This window comes from Neoroseomonas rubea, from assembly GCF_016106015.1.
In the GTDB taxonomy this organism is placed as follows: Bacteria; Pseudomonadota; Alphaproteobacteria; order Acetobacterales; family Acetobacteraceae; genus Neoroseomonas; species Neoroseomonas rubea.
On sequence record NZ_JACADQ010000004.1, the window covers coordinates 1 to 15,778 of the forward strand.

The window sequence follows — 15,778 nt, forward strand, 5'->3', positions numbered from 1 at the left end:
CGCGCCGCGCCGCGCCGCAGCAGGCCGCGCCCCGCGCGGCGCCGGGCCGCGTGGCGCAGGCGCGGTAGCGGCCTCTCAGCGATAGGGCGCGAACCAGCCGAGGCCTGCGACCGTCTCGGCCGCCGGCCGGTACTCGCAGCCGATCCAGCCGCGGAATCCGAGGTCGTCGATCCGGCGGAACACGAAGGGCCAGTTCACCTCGCCGGTGCCGGGCTCGTTGCGGCCGGGATTGTCGGCCACCTGCATGTGCGCAATCAGCGGCAGGTGCTTTTCGACCTGCTTGACGATGTCACCTTCCGTGATCTGGCAGTGGTAGAGGTCGAACTGCATGCCGACCTTGTCCGGCCCCACCGCGTTGATGATCGCCGCCGCCTGGTCGGTGGTGTTGAGGAAGAAGCCGGGGATGTCGCGGTGGTTGATCGGCTCGATCACCGGCTTGACGCCGGCCTTGGCGCATTCCTCCGCCGCCCAGGCGAGGTTGGCGCCGTAGGTCGCGGTCAACGTGTCCATCGGCACGCCATCAGGCTTCAGCCCGGCCATGACGTGCAGGCGCGGGCAGGACAGCGCCGCGCAGTAATCGAGCGCCTTGAGGATCGCTTCGCGGAATTCCTGGCCGCGGCCGGGCAGGGCGGCCATGCCGCGCTCCCCCTTCGTCCAGTCGCCGGGCGGCGCGTTGAACAGCACTTGCGACAGACCGTTGGCCTTCAGCCGCGCGGCAATGTCTGCGGCCGGGAAGTCGTAGGGAAAAAGGAACTCCACCGCCTTGAACCCGGCCTTCGCCGCCGCGTCGAACCGGTCGAGGAAGGGGACTTCGTTGAACATCATGGAGAGGTTCGCGGCGAAGCGCGGCATGGCTGGTGTTCCCCCTGGGCGTTCTCGGGCGGAGGCTAGTCGCGCGCCGGCGCGCGGGCCAGCCCTGCCTCGCGCCACTGACGCGCTTCATGCAAGATATCGTCCATGCCCATGGATACACCGCGCGCGGCGCGCCTGGTCGGGATGGCGGCGCTCGCGGCGCTCGGCGTCGCCTGCCTACTCGTGCTGCGGCCCTTCATCTCGGCGCTGCTCTGGGCCGTCATCCTGAGCTTCGCCACCTGGCCGATCTTCGCCTTCCTGCGCGACAGGGCCCGCATCCGTCCGTCCTGGGCCGCTGCGCTGATGGTGCTGGCGATGTTCCTGCTGGTCGGGCTGCCGATCGTGCTTGCCGCACCGACGAGCCGCGACGAGGTCGAGGCGCTGCGCGCGGATATCGAGGGGCTGCTGACCGAGGGCCTGCCCGGCCTCGGCGCCTGGCTGACCGGGCTGCCGCTGGTGGGCGGATACATCCGCGGCTGGATCGGGGAGGGGGAGTTCGACCTTCTGGGCCTGACCGGCCTGCTGCGCCCCTATGCCGGGACCATCACGCAGCAGACGCTGTCGATCCTGCTCGCGGTACTGTCGGGCCTCGCGGAACTGCTGCTCGCGATCTTCCTCGCCTTTTTCTTCTATCGCGACGGGCCGGCGATGGCCGTGCATGTGAAGGCGCTGATGCGGCGGCTGGGCGGGGCGACCGGCATCCGGATGCTGCGCCTGGCGGCCGACGTGACGCGCGGCGTGGTCTGGGGCCTGGTCGGCACCGCGGTGGCGCAGGGGGTGCTCACCTGGATCGGCCTCGCGATCTCGGGCGTGCCGCAGCCGGTGTTGCTCGCCGTGGTGGCGGGCGTCATCTCGATCCTGCCGGTCGGCGCGCCGCTCATCTGGATACCGGCGAGCCTCTGGCTGCTGACCCAGGGGCAGACAGGCTGGGGGATCTTCATGGGGCTCTATGGCGGGCTGGTGATCTCCTCGGTGGACAACTTCATCCGGCCCTGGATGATCGCCCGGGGGGCGAACCTGCCGCTGCTGCTGACGCTGATGGGAGCGCTCGGCGGCGTGCTGGCCTTCGGCTTCCTTGGGCTGTTCCTCGGCCCCGTGGTTCTGGCGGTCGGCTATACGCTCATGCTGCAATTCGCCGGGACGGGGGGGCGGAAGGGCGAAACCCCTTCCCCCCCGTCGCCGCCGGCCCTATAGGCGCCGGCTTCCAGGGACGTGCCGGCCTGCCGGGCTGGCGCCACGAGGGAGAAAAAGGGATGCGGAAGCTGCTGATGGCGGCTGCGCTGGGCCTGGCGCTCGGCGCGGGGATGGTGGAGGCGCGGACCGTGCGCTGGTCGGCCTCGGGCGATCCGAACACCATGGATCCGCACAGCCAGAACCTCGGCACCGTCACCATGGTGCTGCAGCAGATCTACGATCCGCTGATCCAGCGCACCCAGGACCTAGGCCTCGCCCCCGGCCTCGCCACGCGGTGGGAGCAGGTGGAGCCCAATCGCTGGCGCTTCTGGCTGCGCGAGGGCGTGAAGTTCCATGAGGGCCAGGACTTCACCGCCGAAGACGTGGTGTTCAGCATCACCCGCGCGCAGGCGCCGACCTCGAACTACGGCATCTTCGTCGACACGATCGACCGCGCCGTGCAGGCCGAGCCCTTCGTGGTCGACGTCATCACCCGCGTGCCCGACCCGATCCTGCCGAACAAGATCGCCTCGGTCTTCATCATGTCCCGCGCCTGGTCGGAGCAGCACAACGCGACCCGCCCGCAAAACACCCGCGCGCGCGAGGAGATGCACACGGTCCGTGCCACCAACGGCACCGGCGCCTTCCGCCTGCAGACGCGGGAGCCCGACGTGCGGACCATCCTTGTCCGCAACAATGACTGGTGGGGCTGGCAGGAACCGGCGAGCCGCGAAGGCAACGTCACCGAGATCATCTACCGCCCCATCTCCTCCGACGCGACGCGCATCGCGGCGCTGCTGTCGGGCGAGATCGACTTCGTGCTCGACCCGCCGCTGCAGGACCTGAACCGGCTGCGCGCCGCCCAGGGCATCCGCGTGCTGGAGGGACCGGAGGTTCGCACCATCTTCCTCGCGATGGACGTGCACCGCGACGAACTTCTCTACAGCGATGTCCGCGGCCGCAACCCGCTGCGCGACCTGCGCGTTCGCCAGGCGCTCTACCAAGCGATCGACATCCAGGCGATCCATCGCACGACGATGCGCGGCCAATCGGTCGTGACCGGCACCTTCTTCCCGCCCCAGGTCAACGGCTATGTGCAGGAGGAGGATGTGCGCCTGCCCTACGACCAGGCGCGCGCCCGCGCGCTGTTGGCCGAAGCGGGCTATCCGAACGGCTTCGGCATCACGCTGGACTGCCCGAACAACCGCTATATCAACGACGAGCAGATCTGCCAGGCGATTGTCGCCATGTGGGCGCGGGTCGGCGTGCGGGCGCAGTTGAACGCCATGCCGCTGAACCTGTTCTTCCCAAAGATCCAGCGCGACGACAGCTCGATCTATTTGCTCGGCTGGGGCGTGCCGACGCTCGACGCGCTTTACTCCTTCCAGTCGCTGCTGCGCTCCCGCGACGGCGGGCAGGGCAACGGCATCTGGAACTATGGGCGCTATTCCAACCCGCGGATGGACCAGCTGATCGACATCATGGTGAACCAGTCGGGCGAGGCGCGGAACAACGCGATCCGCGAGGCGCTGCGCATCTATCGCGAGGACGTCCCGCACATCCCGCTGCACCACCAGATGATCCCATGGGCGATGCGGTCCAACTTCCAGATCCCGCACATGGCGAACAACCAGCCCTATTTCCGCTGGGCGCGAATGAACTGAAGCAGCGTACCGGGCGCGGCGCTTGCATGGCCGCGCCCGGATCGGAGTGCACCCATGTTCGCCTTCATCGTCAGCCGCATCCTCCAGGCGCTGCCCGTCCTTCTCTCGGTCGCGCTGATCTCCTTCGCAATGTTCGCCTATGTCGGCGACCCGGTCGCGATCATGCTGGGCCAGGACTACACCCAGGCGCAGCGTGACGCGCTGGTGGCCGAGCTTGGCCTGGATCGCCCCTTCTGGGTGCAGTTCGCGACCTTCATCGGCAATGCGGCGCAGGGGGAATTCGGCCTGTCCTACCGCCTGTCGCGGCCGGTGGCCGACCTGATCGCGGAACGCGCGCCGGCGACGCTCGAACTCGCCTTCACCGCGGCCGTGCTCGCGCTGCTCGTGGGCGTGCCTATGGGGGTCTACACGGGGCTGTATCGCAATTCCTGGCTGTCGCGCTTCTTCCTGACCTTCAGCCTGATCGGCGTCTCGCTGCCGACCTTCCTGATCGGTATCCTGTTGATCCTCGTCTTCGCCGTCTGGCTCGGCTGGCTGCCCTCCTTTGGGCGAGGGGACACGGTGCGGCTCGGCGCCTGGACCACGGGCTTCCTGACGGTCTCGGGCCTCAAGGCGCTGGTGCTGCCGGCGATTACGCTCGGACTGTTCCAGCTGACGCTGATCATGCGCCTGGTGCGGGCCGAGATGCTTGAGGTGCTGCGCGCGGACTACATCAAGTTCGCCCGCGCCCGCGGCCTGCCGAACCGCGCGGTGCATTTCGGCCATGCGCTCAAGAACACGCTCGTGCCCGTCATCACCATCGTCGGCTTGCAGCTGGGCGCGATCATAGCCTTCGCTATCGTGACCGAGACGGTGTTCCAGTGGCCGGGCATGGGGCTGCTGTTCATCCAGTCGGTGGGTGCCGCCGACATTCCGGTGATGAGCGCCTACCTGCTGCTCATCTCCCTGGTCTTCGTGACGATCAACCTGATCGTGGACCTGCTCTACTACGCGGTCGATCCGCGGCTGCGCATCGGGCGCGGGAAGGGGGGGCACTGAGCCATGGCCGAGACCCTCCGCCGCTTCTTCGACAGCGACCTCTGGTTTTCCTTCACCCGCTCGCCGGTCACCGTCCTCTCGGCGATCGTGGCCGCTATCTGCATCCTGGGCGCGGTGTTCGCGCCGTGGATCGCGCCGCACAATCCCTTCGACCTCGCCAGCCTCAACCTGATCGACGCCTTCAAGCCGCCGGCCTGGACCGAGGAAGGGGCGCGGGACTACGTCCTGGGCACCGACGACCAGGGGCGGGACGTGCTCTCGGCGATCATGTACGGCGCGCGGGTCTCGTTGCTGGTGGGCATCTCGGCCACCGTCTTCGCGACGCTGCTCGGCGTCTCGCTCGGGCTTCTGGCCGGTTATGTCGGTGGTGCGATCGACAGCCTGCTGATGCGCATCTGCGACATCCAACTGACCTTCCCCTCGATCCTTGTTGCGTTGCTGGTCGATGGCGTGGTGCGCGCCGTGCTGCCGCGGGAAGTGCATGCCGACATCGCGCTCTTCGTCGTGATCTTCGCCATCGGCATCAGCGAATGGCCGAAATTCGCTCGCACCGTGCGCGGCTCGACGCTGGTCGAGCGTAACAAGGAATACGTCCAGGCGGCGCGCGTGATCGGCGTGCCCAAGGCGCGGATCATGGTCAGCCACGTGCTGCCCAACGTGATCGGTCCTGTGCTGGTGGTCGCGACGCTCAATCTCGGCCTCGCCATACTGTCGGAGGCGACGCTCTCCTTCCTCGGCGTCGGCGTACCGCCGACCCAGCCATCGCTCGGCACGCTGATCAGGATCGGCAACGACTTCCTGTTCTCGGGCGAGTGGTGGATCACGATCTTCCCCGGCGTCGCGCTGATCGCGATGGTGCTCTCCGTCAACCTGCTGGGCGACTGGCTGCGCGACGCCCTCAATCCGAAGCTGCGCTGATGTCGAACGCCGCCCCCCTGCTGGAAGTGCGCAACCTGCGCGTGGAATTTCCCACGCGGCGGGGAACGTTGGTCGCGTTGGACGACGTGTCCTTCTCCATTGCGCCGGGCGAGGTTCTTGGCGTGGTCGGCGAATCCGGCGCCGGCAAGTCCATGACAGGGGCCGCCATCATCGGCCTGCTGGAGCCGCCCGGGCGGATTGCGAGGGGCGAGATCCTGCTCAATGGGAAGCGAATAGACAACCTCCGCTACGAGCAGATGCGCCGCATCCGCGGCAAGGAGATCGGCGCGATCTTCCAGGACCCGCTGACGACGCTGAACCCGCTCTACACGGTCGGCCAGCAGCTGACCGAAACGATGACGACCCACCTGCCCATCAACCCGGCCGAAGCACGCAGGCGCGCCATCGAGTGGCTGGAACTGGTGGGCATCCCGGCCGCGGCGCAGCGCATCGATAGCTACCCGCATGAATTCTCGGGCGGGATGCGCCAGCGGGTGGTGATCGCGCTCGCGCTTTGCGCGGAACCGCGCCTGATCGTGGCGGATGAACCCACGACCGCGCTCGACGTCTCGATCCAGGCGCAGGTCATCGCGCTGCTCAAGACCCTGGCGCGGGAGAAGGGGACAGCCATGATGCTTGTCACCCACGACATGGGCGTGATCGCGGAGACCGCGGACCGCGTCGCGGTGATGTATGCCGGCCGTATCGCCGAGATCGGCCCGGTGCGGGAGGTGGTGAAGCACGCCAACCATCCCTATTCCGCCGGACTCATGGCCTCGATCCCGCCGCTCGACCGGCGCGTCGAGCGGCTTGCGCAGATCGACGGCGCCATGCCGCGCCTCTCCGCCATCCCGCGCGGCTGCGCGTACAATCCGCGCTGCCCCAAGGTGTTCTCCCGCTGCGCCGACGAACGGCCGGACCTGATGGACGCCGGCACGACGCGCGCCGCCTGCTGGCTCTACGCGTCGGAGGTGCCCCATGGCTGACGCCCCGCCGATGTTCGAGGCGCGCGACCTTTCGCGCCATTTCGACGTCTCCCGCCCGCTGCTCCAGCGTATGGTCGCGCGGGAGGGGCGGCGTACGCTCCGCGCGGTCGATGGCATCTCCTTCGACATTCCGAAGGGCAGGACGCTGTCGCTCGTGGGTGAGTCCGGCTGCGGCAAGTCCACCGTCGCGCGGCTGGCGGTCGGCCTCTACACGCCGACGGCCGGTTCCGTGCGCTTCGACGGGCGGGATCTCGGCGCTGCGCGCGCCTCGGCGGACCAGCGCCGGCGCATGCAGATGATCTTCCAGGACCCTTACGCGTCGCTGAACCCGCGCTGGCGCGTGAAGCACATCGTCGCCGAGCCGATCCGCGCCTTCGGCCTGGTGACGACGAAGGCGCAGGAGGAAGCGCGCGTCGCGGAGTTGCTGACCCAGGTGGGCCTCTCGCCGCTGGACGGCGACAAGTTCCCCCATGAATTCTCGGGTGGGCAGCGGCAGCGCATCTCGATCGCGCGGGCGCTGTCCTCGAACCCGGAATTCCTGGTGTGCGACGAGCCGACCAGCGCGCTCGACGTCTCGGTGCAGGCGCAGATCCTGAACCTGATGAAGGAACTGCAGCAGCGGCTCGGGCTGACCTTCCTGTTCATCAGCCACAACCTTGCCGTGGTCCGGCAGGTGAGCGACCGGATCGGGGTGATGTATCTCGGCCGCCTTGCGGAACTCGCGCCGGCGGAGAGCCTGTTCCGGCGCCCACGACACCCCTATACGCGCGCGCTGATGGAAGCGATCCCGGACCTCGACATGACGGGGCGGGAACGCATCCCGGTGGGTGGCGAGGTGCCGTCACCCATCACGCCGCCCTCTGGCTGCGCCTTCCATCCCCGCTGTCCCCTCGCGAACGACCGCTGCAAGCGGGAACGGCCGGAGATGAAGCCGGCGGGGGATGCGATGGTCGCCTGCCACGCGGTCGAGGAAGGGCGGGACGACGCCATGCCGATGCCCGCGATCGTGCGCGACGCCGCCTGATCCGGGTTAGCGCTGCGCGATCCGCGCGCGGAGGAAGGCATCGACCGTCGCGAAGGGCTTGCGCACAAGGCCGCCATCGGCGGGACTGCCGAGGAATTCGAACAGCGCCACGGCATCCTCGGGGTCGTAGCGCCCCGCCGCGGCTTCCAGGCTGTTGGGCGGCAAGGGCGTGCCGGTCGCCTCGAAGCCGATCGGTGGGCTGGCATCGCCCGCGGTGAACCACACCCAGCGATCCGTGTGGATGCGGCCCGGCGCGAACCAGGCCTCGTGGCGCTCGTCGTCGCTGATGCTGGAGACGTCGAGGAACAGTGTGCGGCGGTCATCGGCGGGGCAGACCAGCATCACGCCGTGCTCGTGTTCGACGAACCAGTGGCGCGTGTCGCGGCGGAGTTCGTGCCGCATCGCCTCGCCGGCTTCGGCCGCGCGGCGCTGCGCCGCGGCGGTCGCGGCCATGGCCGCCTTCGCCTCCCGCGCGTCGCGCAGGTGCATCAGCAGCATCGGCACGATCAGGATCGTGCTGCCCATGACGAGGACGATCCAGTGCGCCGGCTCGATGATGCCGAAGGCCAGGTCAAGCAGCACGATCGCGCCATAGACGATGAGCAGCACGGGCGCGACGGCGAGGAGGCCGCGCAGCAGCGTGCGGCCTTCTCCCTCGGCGTTCTCGTCCGCGGTGCGCCGGATGCGCTCCAGCACCTCGGGCGGCGCCGGGACCTTCGCGACGCCGTAGGGAGCGGCCTCAGTCACCGATCGCGATACCTTCCCGCCGCGGATCCGCCCCGCCGAGCATCCCATCCTGCGTCACGCGGATGATCTGCAGGCCCGAGACCATGTCGCGGATCTGCACCTCATGCCCGCGCGCGCGGAGCGCGGATGCCAGCGCGGCGGCCGGCGTCTCGGCCTCCAGTTCCACCGCGCCGCCGATGGTGCCCACATGCGGCAGGGCGGCGGCTTCCTGCGGCGTCATGCCCCAGTCAAGAAGTGCGACCAGCGCCTGCGCAACATAGCCGATGATGCGCGCACCGCCCGGCGAGCCGGCGACGGCATGCAGCCGCCCCTGATCGTCGAGCACGATGGTGGGCGACATGGACGAACGGGGCCGCTTGCCGCCTTCGACGCGGTTCGCGACAGGCCGGCCGTTCTGCTCCGGCGCGAAGGAGAAGTCGGTAAGCTCGTTGTTCAGCAGGAAGCCGCGCACCACGACGCGCGCGCCGAACAGCGATTCGATCGTCGTCGTCATGGCGACTGCGTTGCCGTCCGCGTCCACGATGGAAAGATGGCTCGTGCCGGCCTCGAACTCCTGCGCCTGGGGCGCGAAGCGCGTCTCTCGCCAGGGTGGATTGCCGGGGCGAGGCGTGGCGATCGCACGGTCGCGGTCGACGAGTTGCGCGCGCGCGGTCAGGTAGCCCGGATCCGTCAGCCCGCGCACCGGCACCGAGACGAAGTCCGGATCGGCCAGGTAGGCGTTGCGGTCGGCGAAGGCCAAGCGCCCAGCCTCCCCGATCAGATGCGCTGCCTCGGCGCCGCGCGGATCGAGCCGCGCCATGTCGAAATGCCCGAGCAGGCCGAGGATCTGCGCCACCGCGACGCCGCCCGATGAGGGCGGCGGGAAGCCGCACACGCGATACCGGCGATAGGGCGTGCAGACCGCATCCCGCCGGCGCGGCGCGTAGGTCGACAGGTCGGTCGCCGCCATCACGCCGGGGTTGGAGGGATGGCGCGTGACCGCGGCGAGGATGTCCTCCGCGATCGGGCCGCGCGCGAGCGCTGCGGCGCCTTGCTCGGCGATTGCGCGCAGCGTCGCGGCCAGCGCCGGGTTGCGCAGCACATGTCCGGCCGGTAGCGGCAGCCCCTGCGCGTCGAAGAAGTAGGCGGAGGCCCCTGGATCTCGCCGCAGCAACAGCATGTCGCCCGCGATGTCGCGCGCGAGCCGCGCGCTGATCGGGAAGCCCTGTTCGGCCAAACGAATGGCGGGGTCGAGCAACCGGGCCCATGGCAGGCGGCCGTGCTCGCGATGCGCGGCCTCGAGCATCGCGACTGCGCCCGGCACGCCAACGGCGCGACCGCCCACTACCGCCTGGAGGAACGGCATCGGCCGGCCGTCGCGCAGGAACAGGTCCGGACCCGCGGCGGCAGGCGCCGTCTCCCGCCCATCCCAGGCCGCGATGCGTCCGGTACCGGACTGGTAGTGCAGCAGGAAGGCGCCGCCGCCGATACCGGAGGACTGCGGCTCGACGAGTGTGAGCACCATCTGCACCGCGACCGCGGCATCGACGGCCGAGCCGCCATCCCGCAGCACGGCGAGCCCCGCCTCGGCGGCCAGCGGATGCGCGGCCGCGACCATGTGTCGCCGCGCCGGTTCGGCAGTGGCGGTCACGCTTGCGAGAAGCAGGAGAAGGAGGGTGGCGGCGCGGCAGATCATCGCGCGAGCATAACGCCATGATGGATTTCGGCGACAGGACGCGGCGCCTGATCCGCGGGCGGCGTGCCCAGGCAGCGGGGCTCGATGCGGAAGCGATCACCGCAGCGGCGTTGACGCGGGAAGGTTGGGCGGTGCTCTCCCGCCGCGCCCGGACCCCGGCCGGCGAGATCGACCTCGTGGCCGAGCGCGACGGGTTGCTCGCCTTCATCGAGGTGAAGGCGCGGCCTTCGCTGAGCGAGGCGGCGCTGGCGCTCGGCGCGCGGCAACGGACGCGGCTGCTGGCGGCGGCGGAATGCTGGCTGGCGGCGAACCCCGGGCATGGCGCGGCCGGGGTGCGATTCGACGTGGTGATCGTGGCCGCGGACGGGACGGCACGACGGATCGCCGACGCGTTCCGGGTGGGGGATTGAGGCTCCACCCTCCTGCTACGGTGCACGCAGGACGCGCTCGGGCGTGTCGCGTGGATTTCGCGCGATGGCGGCCGGCGCAGCAGCGGCGGACGCACGAGGCCCGAGTTCACGGAGTCCCGAAATCGGTCCGCCGCCGTCGAGAAGGCTTGAGCGCTCCGTCGATGGGGCGGGTGCGTCATTTCTTGCCATGGCACGCCACAGCGCGTCGCGGTCGAAGTCCTGCCTCCCGCGCATCCGGAAATGCGCGAGGCAGAAGGCCTCTGCCTCGCGGAAGCGAGCATTCAGTTGCGGAGTGCCGCGCGCCCCCGGCGCCTCTTCACCGGCCAGGACGTGGTGGAAGGCGAGGACCAAACGACTGCCTGCGCCGACCGCGATAGGGCGGTTGAAGGTCTCGATGAGGCTAAGGCTGCCGAAGGTCCCGATGCCAAGGCTGGTGCGGACGCCGGCGCGCGCGTTCTCTCCCGACGTCACGCCGGTCAGGCCAGCCAGGCGCGCGGCCAGCGCATCCCGAATCTGCGCTGCTGGTGTCGTCTGTCCCGGAGTCTGGTTTTGCGACTGGCTGTCAGGCCGCGGTGCACCCGCGCCGTTGTTGTTCACGACGACGCTAGGCACCTGCGGCGGCTGGCGAACGTTCTGCGCCAGCGCCCCCTGCAGGTCGAGCGCCGCCTGCACCGCCGTCGCAGCGCGTCGGGAGAAGCTGTACTCGATGCCGCCGGCGTAGATGACGCGCGTGACCACCGCGACCTGGACGCCCTGGTCGCGCAATTCATCGACATCGCCATTGCAGGCCTCGTCGACGAGGTCGTAGCGCCAGTTGCGGCCGCCGCGGAGCGCGGCAAGCCACAGCAGCATTTCGTTCGGCCCAACGCGATCGCGCAGCGTCGCATGGGCATGCGCTTCGTAGAGCGCGATGGTGCGCCATGCTTCCAGGTTGAGTTCCTGGACGTCCCTGAGGGCGATCGTCAGCGCAACTTCGGACGAAGTGGAGACCCCGAGATTGCCTGCGAAATTGCCGAAGATGCCGGCGGCGCCGAGTTGTGCCTCGGTGAGTCGCGCGACTGTCAGGGCTGGGATGGCGCTGCGTTGCAGGCGTAACGGAAGCGAAGCCTGGTCGGCGTGGCCGAGGTGATAGGGGGCATCGGCAGGCGGCGCGTCGGTGATGCGGCCGCGCGGCGGCTGTCCAGGCTGGCGGCGCTCGCCCTCGGCAGGTTTGTCCTCTTCCCTGGGCAGGGGCTGAATACGGAAACGTTCTTCCTGCTGGGCCCGCAAGTGATCGAGCGCCGTCATCGGATCAGGTGACGTGCGCGGACGTGCCGGCAGAGGGCCTAGCGACGCCATGCGAAGCAGACTGAACCGCGATCCATCGTGGTCGGGCCGCGCCCAAGGCACGAGCGCCGTCTCCTGCCTTCCCCACCATGGCGAAAGACCGCTCGGCGGCGGAACGAGAAGGTAGATGTCGCCCGGCCGCACGTCCTCGGTCGCCGGGTAGAACGCAAAGAGGCCGAGCCGCCGCATGGCGTCCGACCACTGGCTCTCGACATCCAATTCAGGGGCGCGTGGCGCGCCGCAGCCGGCAGCCAGCAAGGACAATGCGAGCGTCCAGCGAACGGCTCTCATGGAATGTTCTCCTTATCCGTCGGCGCGCGCGTGAGCGTCACGCGCGCGGGATCCCTGTCGGCTGCGGGCGTGCGCAGCCGCTGCCGGAAGGCCAGCGCCTCCGCCACATGCATCCGGCCGATCGCGGCGTTCCCGGCCAGGTCGGCGATGGTGCGCGCCACCCGCAGCGTGCGGACATGCGCGCGGGAGGAAAGGCCGAGGCGCGTCGCCGCCGTCTCCATCAACTGCTCCGCCTCGGGCGCCAGAAGCCGCTGCAGGTCCTGGATCGGGGCTTCCGCATTGCTCGCCGGCCCCGCTTCGCCCCAGCGGGCGCGCTGCGCATCCCGCGCGGCCTGCACGCGGCGCGCGACCATCGCGCTCGTCTCGCCGGCGGGCGCGCGCGTCAGTTCCGCGGGCGGGATCGGGCGAACCTCGATCGTGAGGTCCATGCGGTCGAGCAACGGACCCGACAGGCGGTTGCGGTAGTCCTCCCCGCAACGCGGGGCGCGGCCGCATTCGCGCCCGGCCTCGCCGAGGTAGCCGCAGCGGCAGGGGTTCATCGCCGCGATGCATTGGAAGCGCGCCGGATAGGCCACATGCGCGTGGACCCGGCTGATCACGGTGCGCCCGGTCTCCATGGGCTGACGCAGCGCCTCCAGCGCGGGGCGTGGGAATTCCGGCCATTCATCGAGGAAGAGCACGCCGCGATGGGCCAGGCTGATCTCCCCGGGCCGCGCCCGCGCCCCGCCGCCGACGAGCGCGGGCATCGAGGCCGAATGATGCGGGTCGCGGAAGGGCGGCCGGGTGACGAGCCGCCCGCCTTCCAGCATTCCCGCGACGGAATGCACGAGGGAGACCTCCAGCGCCTCCGACGGCGTCAGATCCGGGAGCAGCGCGGGCAGCCGCGCGGCGAGCATCGACTTGCCGGCGCCCGGCGGTCCGATCATCAGCAGGTTGTGCCCGCCGGCCGCCGCGACCTCGATCGCGCGCTTGGCGCTCTCCTGGCCCTTCACATCCGACAGGCACGGGCCGATGCGCGGCCCCGTGGCGAGCGGCGGCGGCTGCGGCGGTGCGAGCAGTTGCACGCCGCGGAAATGGTTCAGTAGGGCGCCGATGTCGGGTGCCGCGAGAACCTCGATCCGCCCGGCCCAGGCCGCTTCCCCGCCCTGCGCCGCAGGGCAGACCAGGCCGAGGCCGCGAGCGCTCGCACCCAGTGCCGCAGGCAGCACGCCGGCGACGGGCATGATCACGCCGTCGAGAGAAAGCTCGCCGAGCGCCGCGTAGCCCGCCGCTTCCTCCCGCGGCACGATGTCCATCGCGGCCAGCAGGGCGAGCGCGATCGGCAGGTCGAAATGCGATCCTTCCTTGAGGATGTCCGCCGGCGCGAGGTTCACCAGCACGCGCTTGGGCGGCAGCGACAGGCCGAGTCCCGTCAGCGCCGCGCGCACCCGTTCCCGGCTTTCGGCCACGGCCTTGTCGGGCAGGCCCACCAGGATGAAGGCGGGCAGGCCCGGCGCGACCTGCACCTGCACCTCGACCGGCACGGGGTCGATGCCGGCGAAGGCGAAGGTGGCGATGCGGGCGATGCTCATGGCGCCACGGAACGGTGGCGCAACGAACGGCAAATTTCAACCGCGAGTTATCGTGCGGCGCGGGCGGCCAGGCGCATCAGGCGACGGAAATTCCCGGACCAGAGCAGGTCGATCTCCCGCGCCCCATAGCCGCGCGCGACGAGTTCCGCCGTCAGGTTCGCCGTGTCGGAGGCGTCCTTCCAGCCCGGGATGCCGCCGCCGCCGTCGAAATCGGAAGACAGGCCGACATGGTCGATTCCGATCCGCCGGACGGCATGGTCCACATGGTCGGCCATGTCCCTGACCGTGGCGGGGGACTTGCCGCCGGGCGGGGCGGAGCGGAGGAAGGCGTCGAGCGCGGTGATCTGGATGAGCCCGCCGGTCGCGCGCAGCATGTCGAGCTGCTCGTCATCGAGGTTGCGCGGATGGTCGCACAGCGCGCGGCAGCAGGAATGGGTGGCGACGATCGGCACGCGGGAGAGCTCCGCCGCCTGCATCATCGTAGACTTGGCGGAATGGGAGACATCGACCAGCAGCCCCACGCGGTTCATCTCGGCGATCGCGGCGCGGCCGAGGGCGGACAGCCCGCCATGTTCCGCGATGGCGTCGCCGAGCTCAGGCTTCGGCCGCGCAGCGTCGGCGAGGTCGTTGTGCCCGTCATGGGTCAGCGTCAGGTAGATGGCGCCGAGCGCGCGCCAGGAAGCGAGGCGCGAGAGGTCACGCGCCAGCGCGTTGCCGTTCTCGACCGCGGAGAGCACCGCGAGGGCGCCCGCCGCATGCGCCGCCTCCAACTCCTCCGCTGTCGCGCAGAAGCGGCGCGTCGTGCCGTCGGCGCGGGTGCGGATGTGGCGCAGCATCGCATCGGCGCGGTCCGCGGCGGCGGCGAGTCCTTCCGCGTCACGCTTTCCCTGCGGCGTATAGGCGATGAAGACCGCAGCCTTCAGCCCGCCGCGGCGCATCTTCGGGAAGTCGACGCGACGGTCAGTCTCCATGGTCGCATCGGGCGGCTCAGGCCAGCGGATGTCGATGTGCGTGTCGAGCGTGAGCGTCGCGGCGTGGATGGCGGCGGCTTCGGTCATGCCTGGCTCCAGCCGGTCAGGAAGCGTTCGAGCAGCGTGCCGATGAGATCGACATTGTAGCCGCCTTCCTGGGTGATGGCGGTGGGCAGCTTCAGCGCGCCGATCATCTGGCCGGCACGGGAGAAGCCTTCCTCGGTCACGGCGAGCGCGCCGAGCGGCTCGTCCTTCGAGGCATCGAAGCCGAGGGCGACGACCAGCGCATCGGCCTTGAAGTCGCGGATGGGCGCGAGGGCGTAGCGCAGCGCGTCGAGCCAGCCTTCGTCCGGCGTGCCGAAGGGCAGGGGTATGTTCATGTTGCGCCCGTCGCCCGCACCGGCGCCGCGTTCCGCGGTGCGGCCGACGAACCAGGGATAGTAGTTGTCGGGGTCGCCATGGATCGAGATGGTCAGCACGTCGCCGCGTTCCCAGAAGATGCCCTGCGTGCCGTTGCCGTGGTGGCTGTCGATGTCGAGCACGGCGACGCGCGCCGCACCCGCATCCCGCAGCGCCTGGGCGGCGAGTGCCGCGTTGTTGATGTAGCAATGCCCGCCGGCGCGGCCCGCATAGGCGTGGTGGCCGGGCGGGCGGCAGAGCGCATAGGCCGTGCCACCCTTTGCGGCTTCGGCCGCTGCGGCAAGGGCGCAGGCCGCGGCGCCCTTCGCCGCCTCCCATGTGCCTGGTCCGATCGGGCAGGCGGTGTCCGCCGTGTACCAGCCGGTGCGGGCGATGATGTTCGCACCCGTGCGGCCGCCCTGGGCGACCATCTCGGGCACCGGGTGGATGTTCGCGACCGCCTCCGGGCCGGGATCCGGGAGTTTCGCCCATTCGGTCGCGGCCGAGGCGAGGTAGTCGAGATAGTCGGCGCGATGCACCGACTCCAGCGCGCGTGGGGCGAACGGCGGCGCCTTCTCTGGCGCCAGGCCGAGGCGGTGCAGCGCCGCTTCGAGCGCCGCGGCACGCGCCGGGATCTCGAAGTTGCGGCGAACCTTGCCGCGCTGAAGGAAGAAACCGGGCGAATGCCCTGCCTGGGAGTCGTGCGCGAAGGTCTTCATCGTGCTCCAAGGCT

14 protein-coding genes are annotated in these 15,778 nt (G+C 70.1%); 7 read left to right on the forward strand and 7 right to left on the reverse strand.

Features of this window, described 5'->3' with window-relative positions; all coding sequences use genetic code 11:
• Positions 1 to 75 precede the first annotated feature (75 nt).
• Positions 76 to 852 carry a 2-oxo-tetronate isomerase gene (gene otnI / locus HW577_RS01085; RefSeq protein WP_198374200.1) on the reverse strand — a complete coding sequence of 259 codons (777 nt, stop codon included), beginning with the start codon at positions 850 to 852 and terminating at the stop codon, positions 76 to 78.
• A gap of 105 nt (positions 853 to 957) precedes the next feature.
• Here otnI and HW577_RS01090 point away from each other — a divergent pair, with 105 nt between their 5' ends.
• Genes HW577_RS01090 through HW577_RS01115 form a run of 6 tightly spaced genes read left to right on the forward strand, consistent with a single transcriptional unit; the run spans position 958 to position 7,655 of the window.
• On the forward strand, positions 958 to 2,046 hold the full coding sequence (locus HW577_RS01090) for an AI-2E family transporter (RefSeq protein ID WP_198374201.1): 1,089 nt from the start codon (positions 958 to 960) through the stop codon (positions 2,044 to 2,046).
• A 59-nt stretch (positions 2,047 to 2,105) separates the two neighbouring features.
• Positions 2,106 to 3,689: an ABC transporter substrate-binding protein gene (locus tag HW577_RS01095; RefSeq protein ID WP_198374202.1), complete on the forward strand. Its 1,584-nt coding sequence runs from the start codon at positions 2,106 to 2,108 to the stop codon at positions 3,687 to 3,689.
• A gap of 54 nt (positions 3,690 to 3,743) precedes the next feature.
• Positions 3,744 to 4,727: an ABC transporter permease gene (locus HW577_RS01100; RefSeq protein WP_198374203.1), complete on the forward strand. Its 984-nt coding sequence runs from the start codon at positions 3,744 to 3,746 to the stop codon at positions 4,725 to 4,727.
• Positions 4,728 to 4,730: 3 nt separating this feature from the next.
• A complete protein-coding gene (locus HW577_RS01105; RefSeq protein WP_198374204.1) occupies positions 4,731 to 5,645 on the forward strand; it encodes an ABC transporter permease in 915 nt (304 codons plus the stop codon).
• On the forward strand, positions 5,645 to 6,631 hold the full coding sequence (locus tag HW577_RS01110; RefSeq protein ID WP_198374205.1) for an ABC transporter ATP-binding protein: 987 nt from the start codon (positions 5,645 to 5,647) through the stop codon (positions 6,629 to 6,631). The genes HW577_RS01105 and HW577_RS01110 overlap by 1 nt, the downstream gene beginning before the upstream one ends.
• On the forward strand, positions 6,624 to 7,655 hold the full coding sequence (locus HW577_RS01115; protein ID WP_198374206.1) for an ABC transporter ATP-binding protein: 1,032 nt from the start codon (positions 6,624 to 6,626) through the stop codon (positions 7,653 to 7,655). Before HW577_RS01110 ends, HW577_RS01115 begins: the two co-directional genes overlap by 8 nt.
• Positions 7,656 to 7,661: 6 nt before the next feature.
• Here HW577_RS01115 and HW577_RS01120 read toward each other — a convergent pair whose 3' ends face one another.
• A complete protein-coding gene (locus HW577_RS01120; protein ID WP_198374207.1) occupies positions 7,662 to 8,402 on the reverse strand; it encodes a hypothetical protein in 741 nt (246 codons plus the stop codon).
• Complete coding sequence (gene ggt / locus HW577_RS01125) at positions 8,395 to 10,032, reverse strand: gamma-glutamyltransferase (protein ID WP_332837298.1); 1,638 nt, start codon at positions 10,030 to 10,032, stop codon at positions 8,395 to 8,397. Before ggt ends, HW577_RS01120 begins: the two co-directional genes overlap by 8 nt.
• 62 nt (positions 10,033 to 10,094) lie before the next feature.
• Between ggt and HW577_RS01130 the strand changes: the two genes are divergently transcribed.
• Positions 10,095 to 10,487 (forward strand): YraN family protein, encoded by a 393-nt coding sequence (locus tag HW577_RS01130; protein ID WP_232474588.1) that lies wholly within the window; start codon positions 10,095 to 10,097, stop codon positions 10,485 to 10,487.
• A gap of 15 nt (positions 10,488 to 10,502) precedes the next feature.
• Here the strand turns inward: HW577_RS01130 and HW577_RS01135 are convergent, their stop codons facing one another.
• The 4 genes from HW577_RS01135 to HW577_RS01150 are packed head-to-tail and all read right to left on the reverse strand — an operon-like array spanning position 10,503 to position 15,764.
• On the reverse strand, positions 10,503 to 12,104 hold the full coding sequence (locus HW577_RS01135) for a hypothetical protein (protein WP_198374209.1): 1,602 nt from the start codon (positions 12,102 to 12,104) through the stop codon (positions 10,503 to 10,505).
• Entirely contained in the window at positions 12,101 to 13,675 is a 1,575-nt protein-coding gene (locus HW577_RS01140; RefSeq protein ID WP_198374210.1) for a YifB family Mg chelatase-like AAA ATPase, read from the reverse strand. The genes HW577_RS01135 and HW577_RS01140 overlap by 4 nt, the downstream gene beginning before the upstream one ends.
• A 47-nt stretch (positions 13,676 to 13,722) precedes the next feature.
• On the reverse strand, positions 13,723 to 14,733 hold the full coding sequence (locus HW577_RS01145) for a dipeptidase (protein ID WP_198374211.1): 1,011 nt from the start codon (positions 14,731 to 14,733) through the stop codon (positions 13,723 to 13,725).
• Entirely contained in the window at positions 14,730 to 15,764 is a 1,035-nt protein-coding gene (locus HW577_RS01150) for a histone deacetylase family protein (RefSeq protein WP_198374212.1), read from the reverse strand. The genes HW577_RS01145 and HW577_RS01150 overlap by 4 nt, the downstream gene beginning before the upstream one ends.
• Between the last annotated feature and the right edge of the window lie 14 nt (positions 15,765 to 15,778).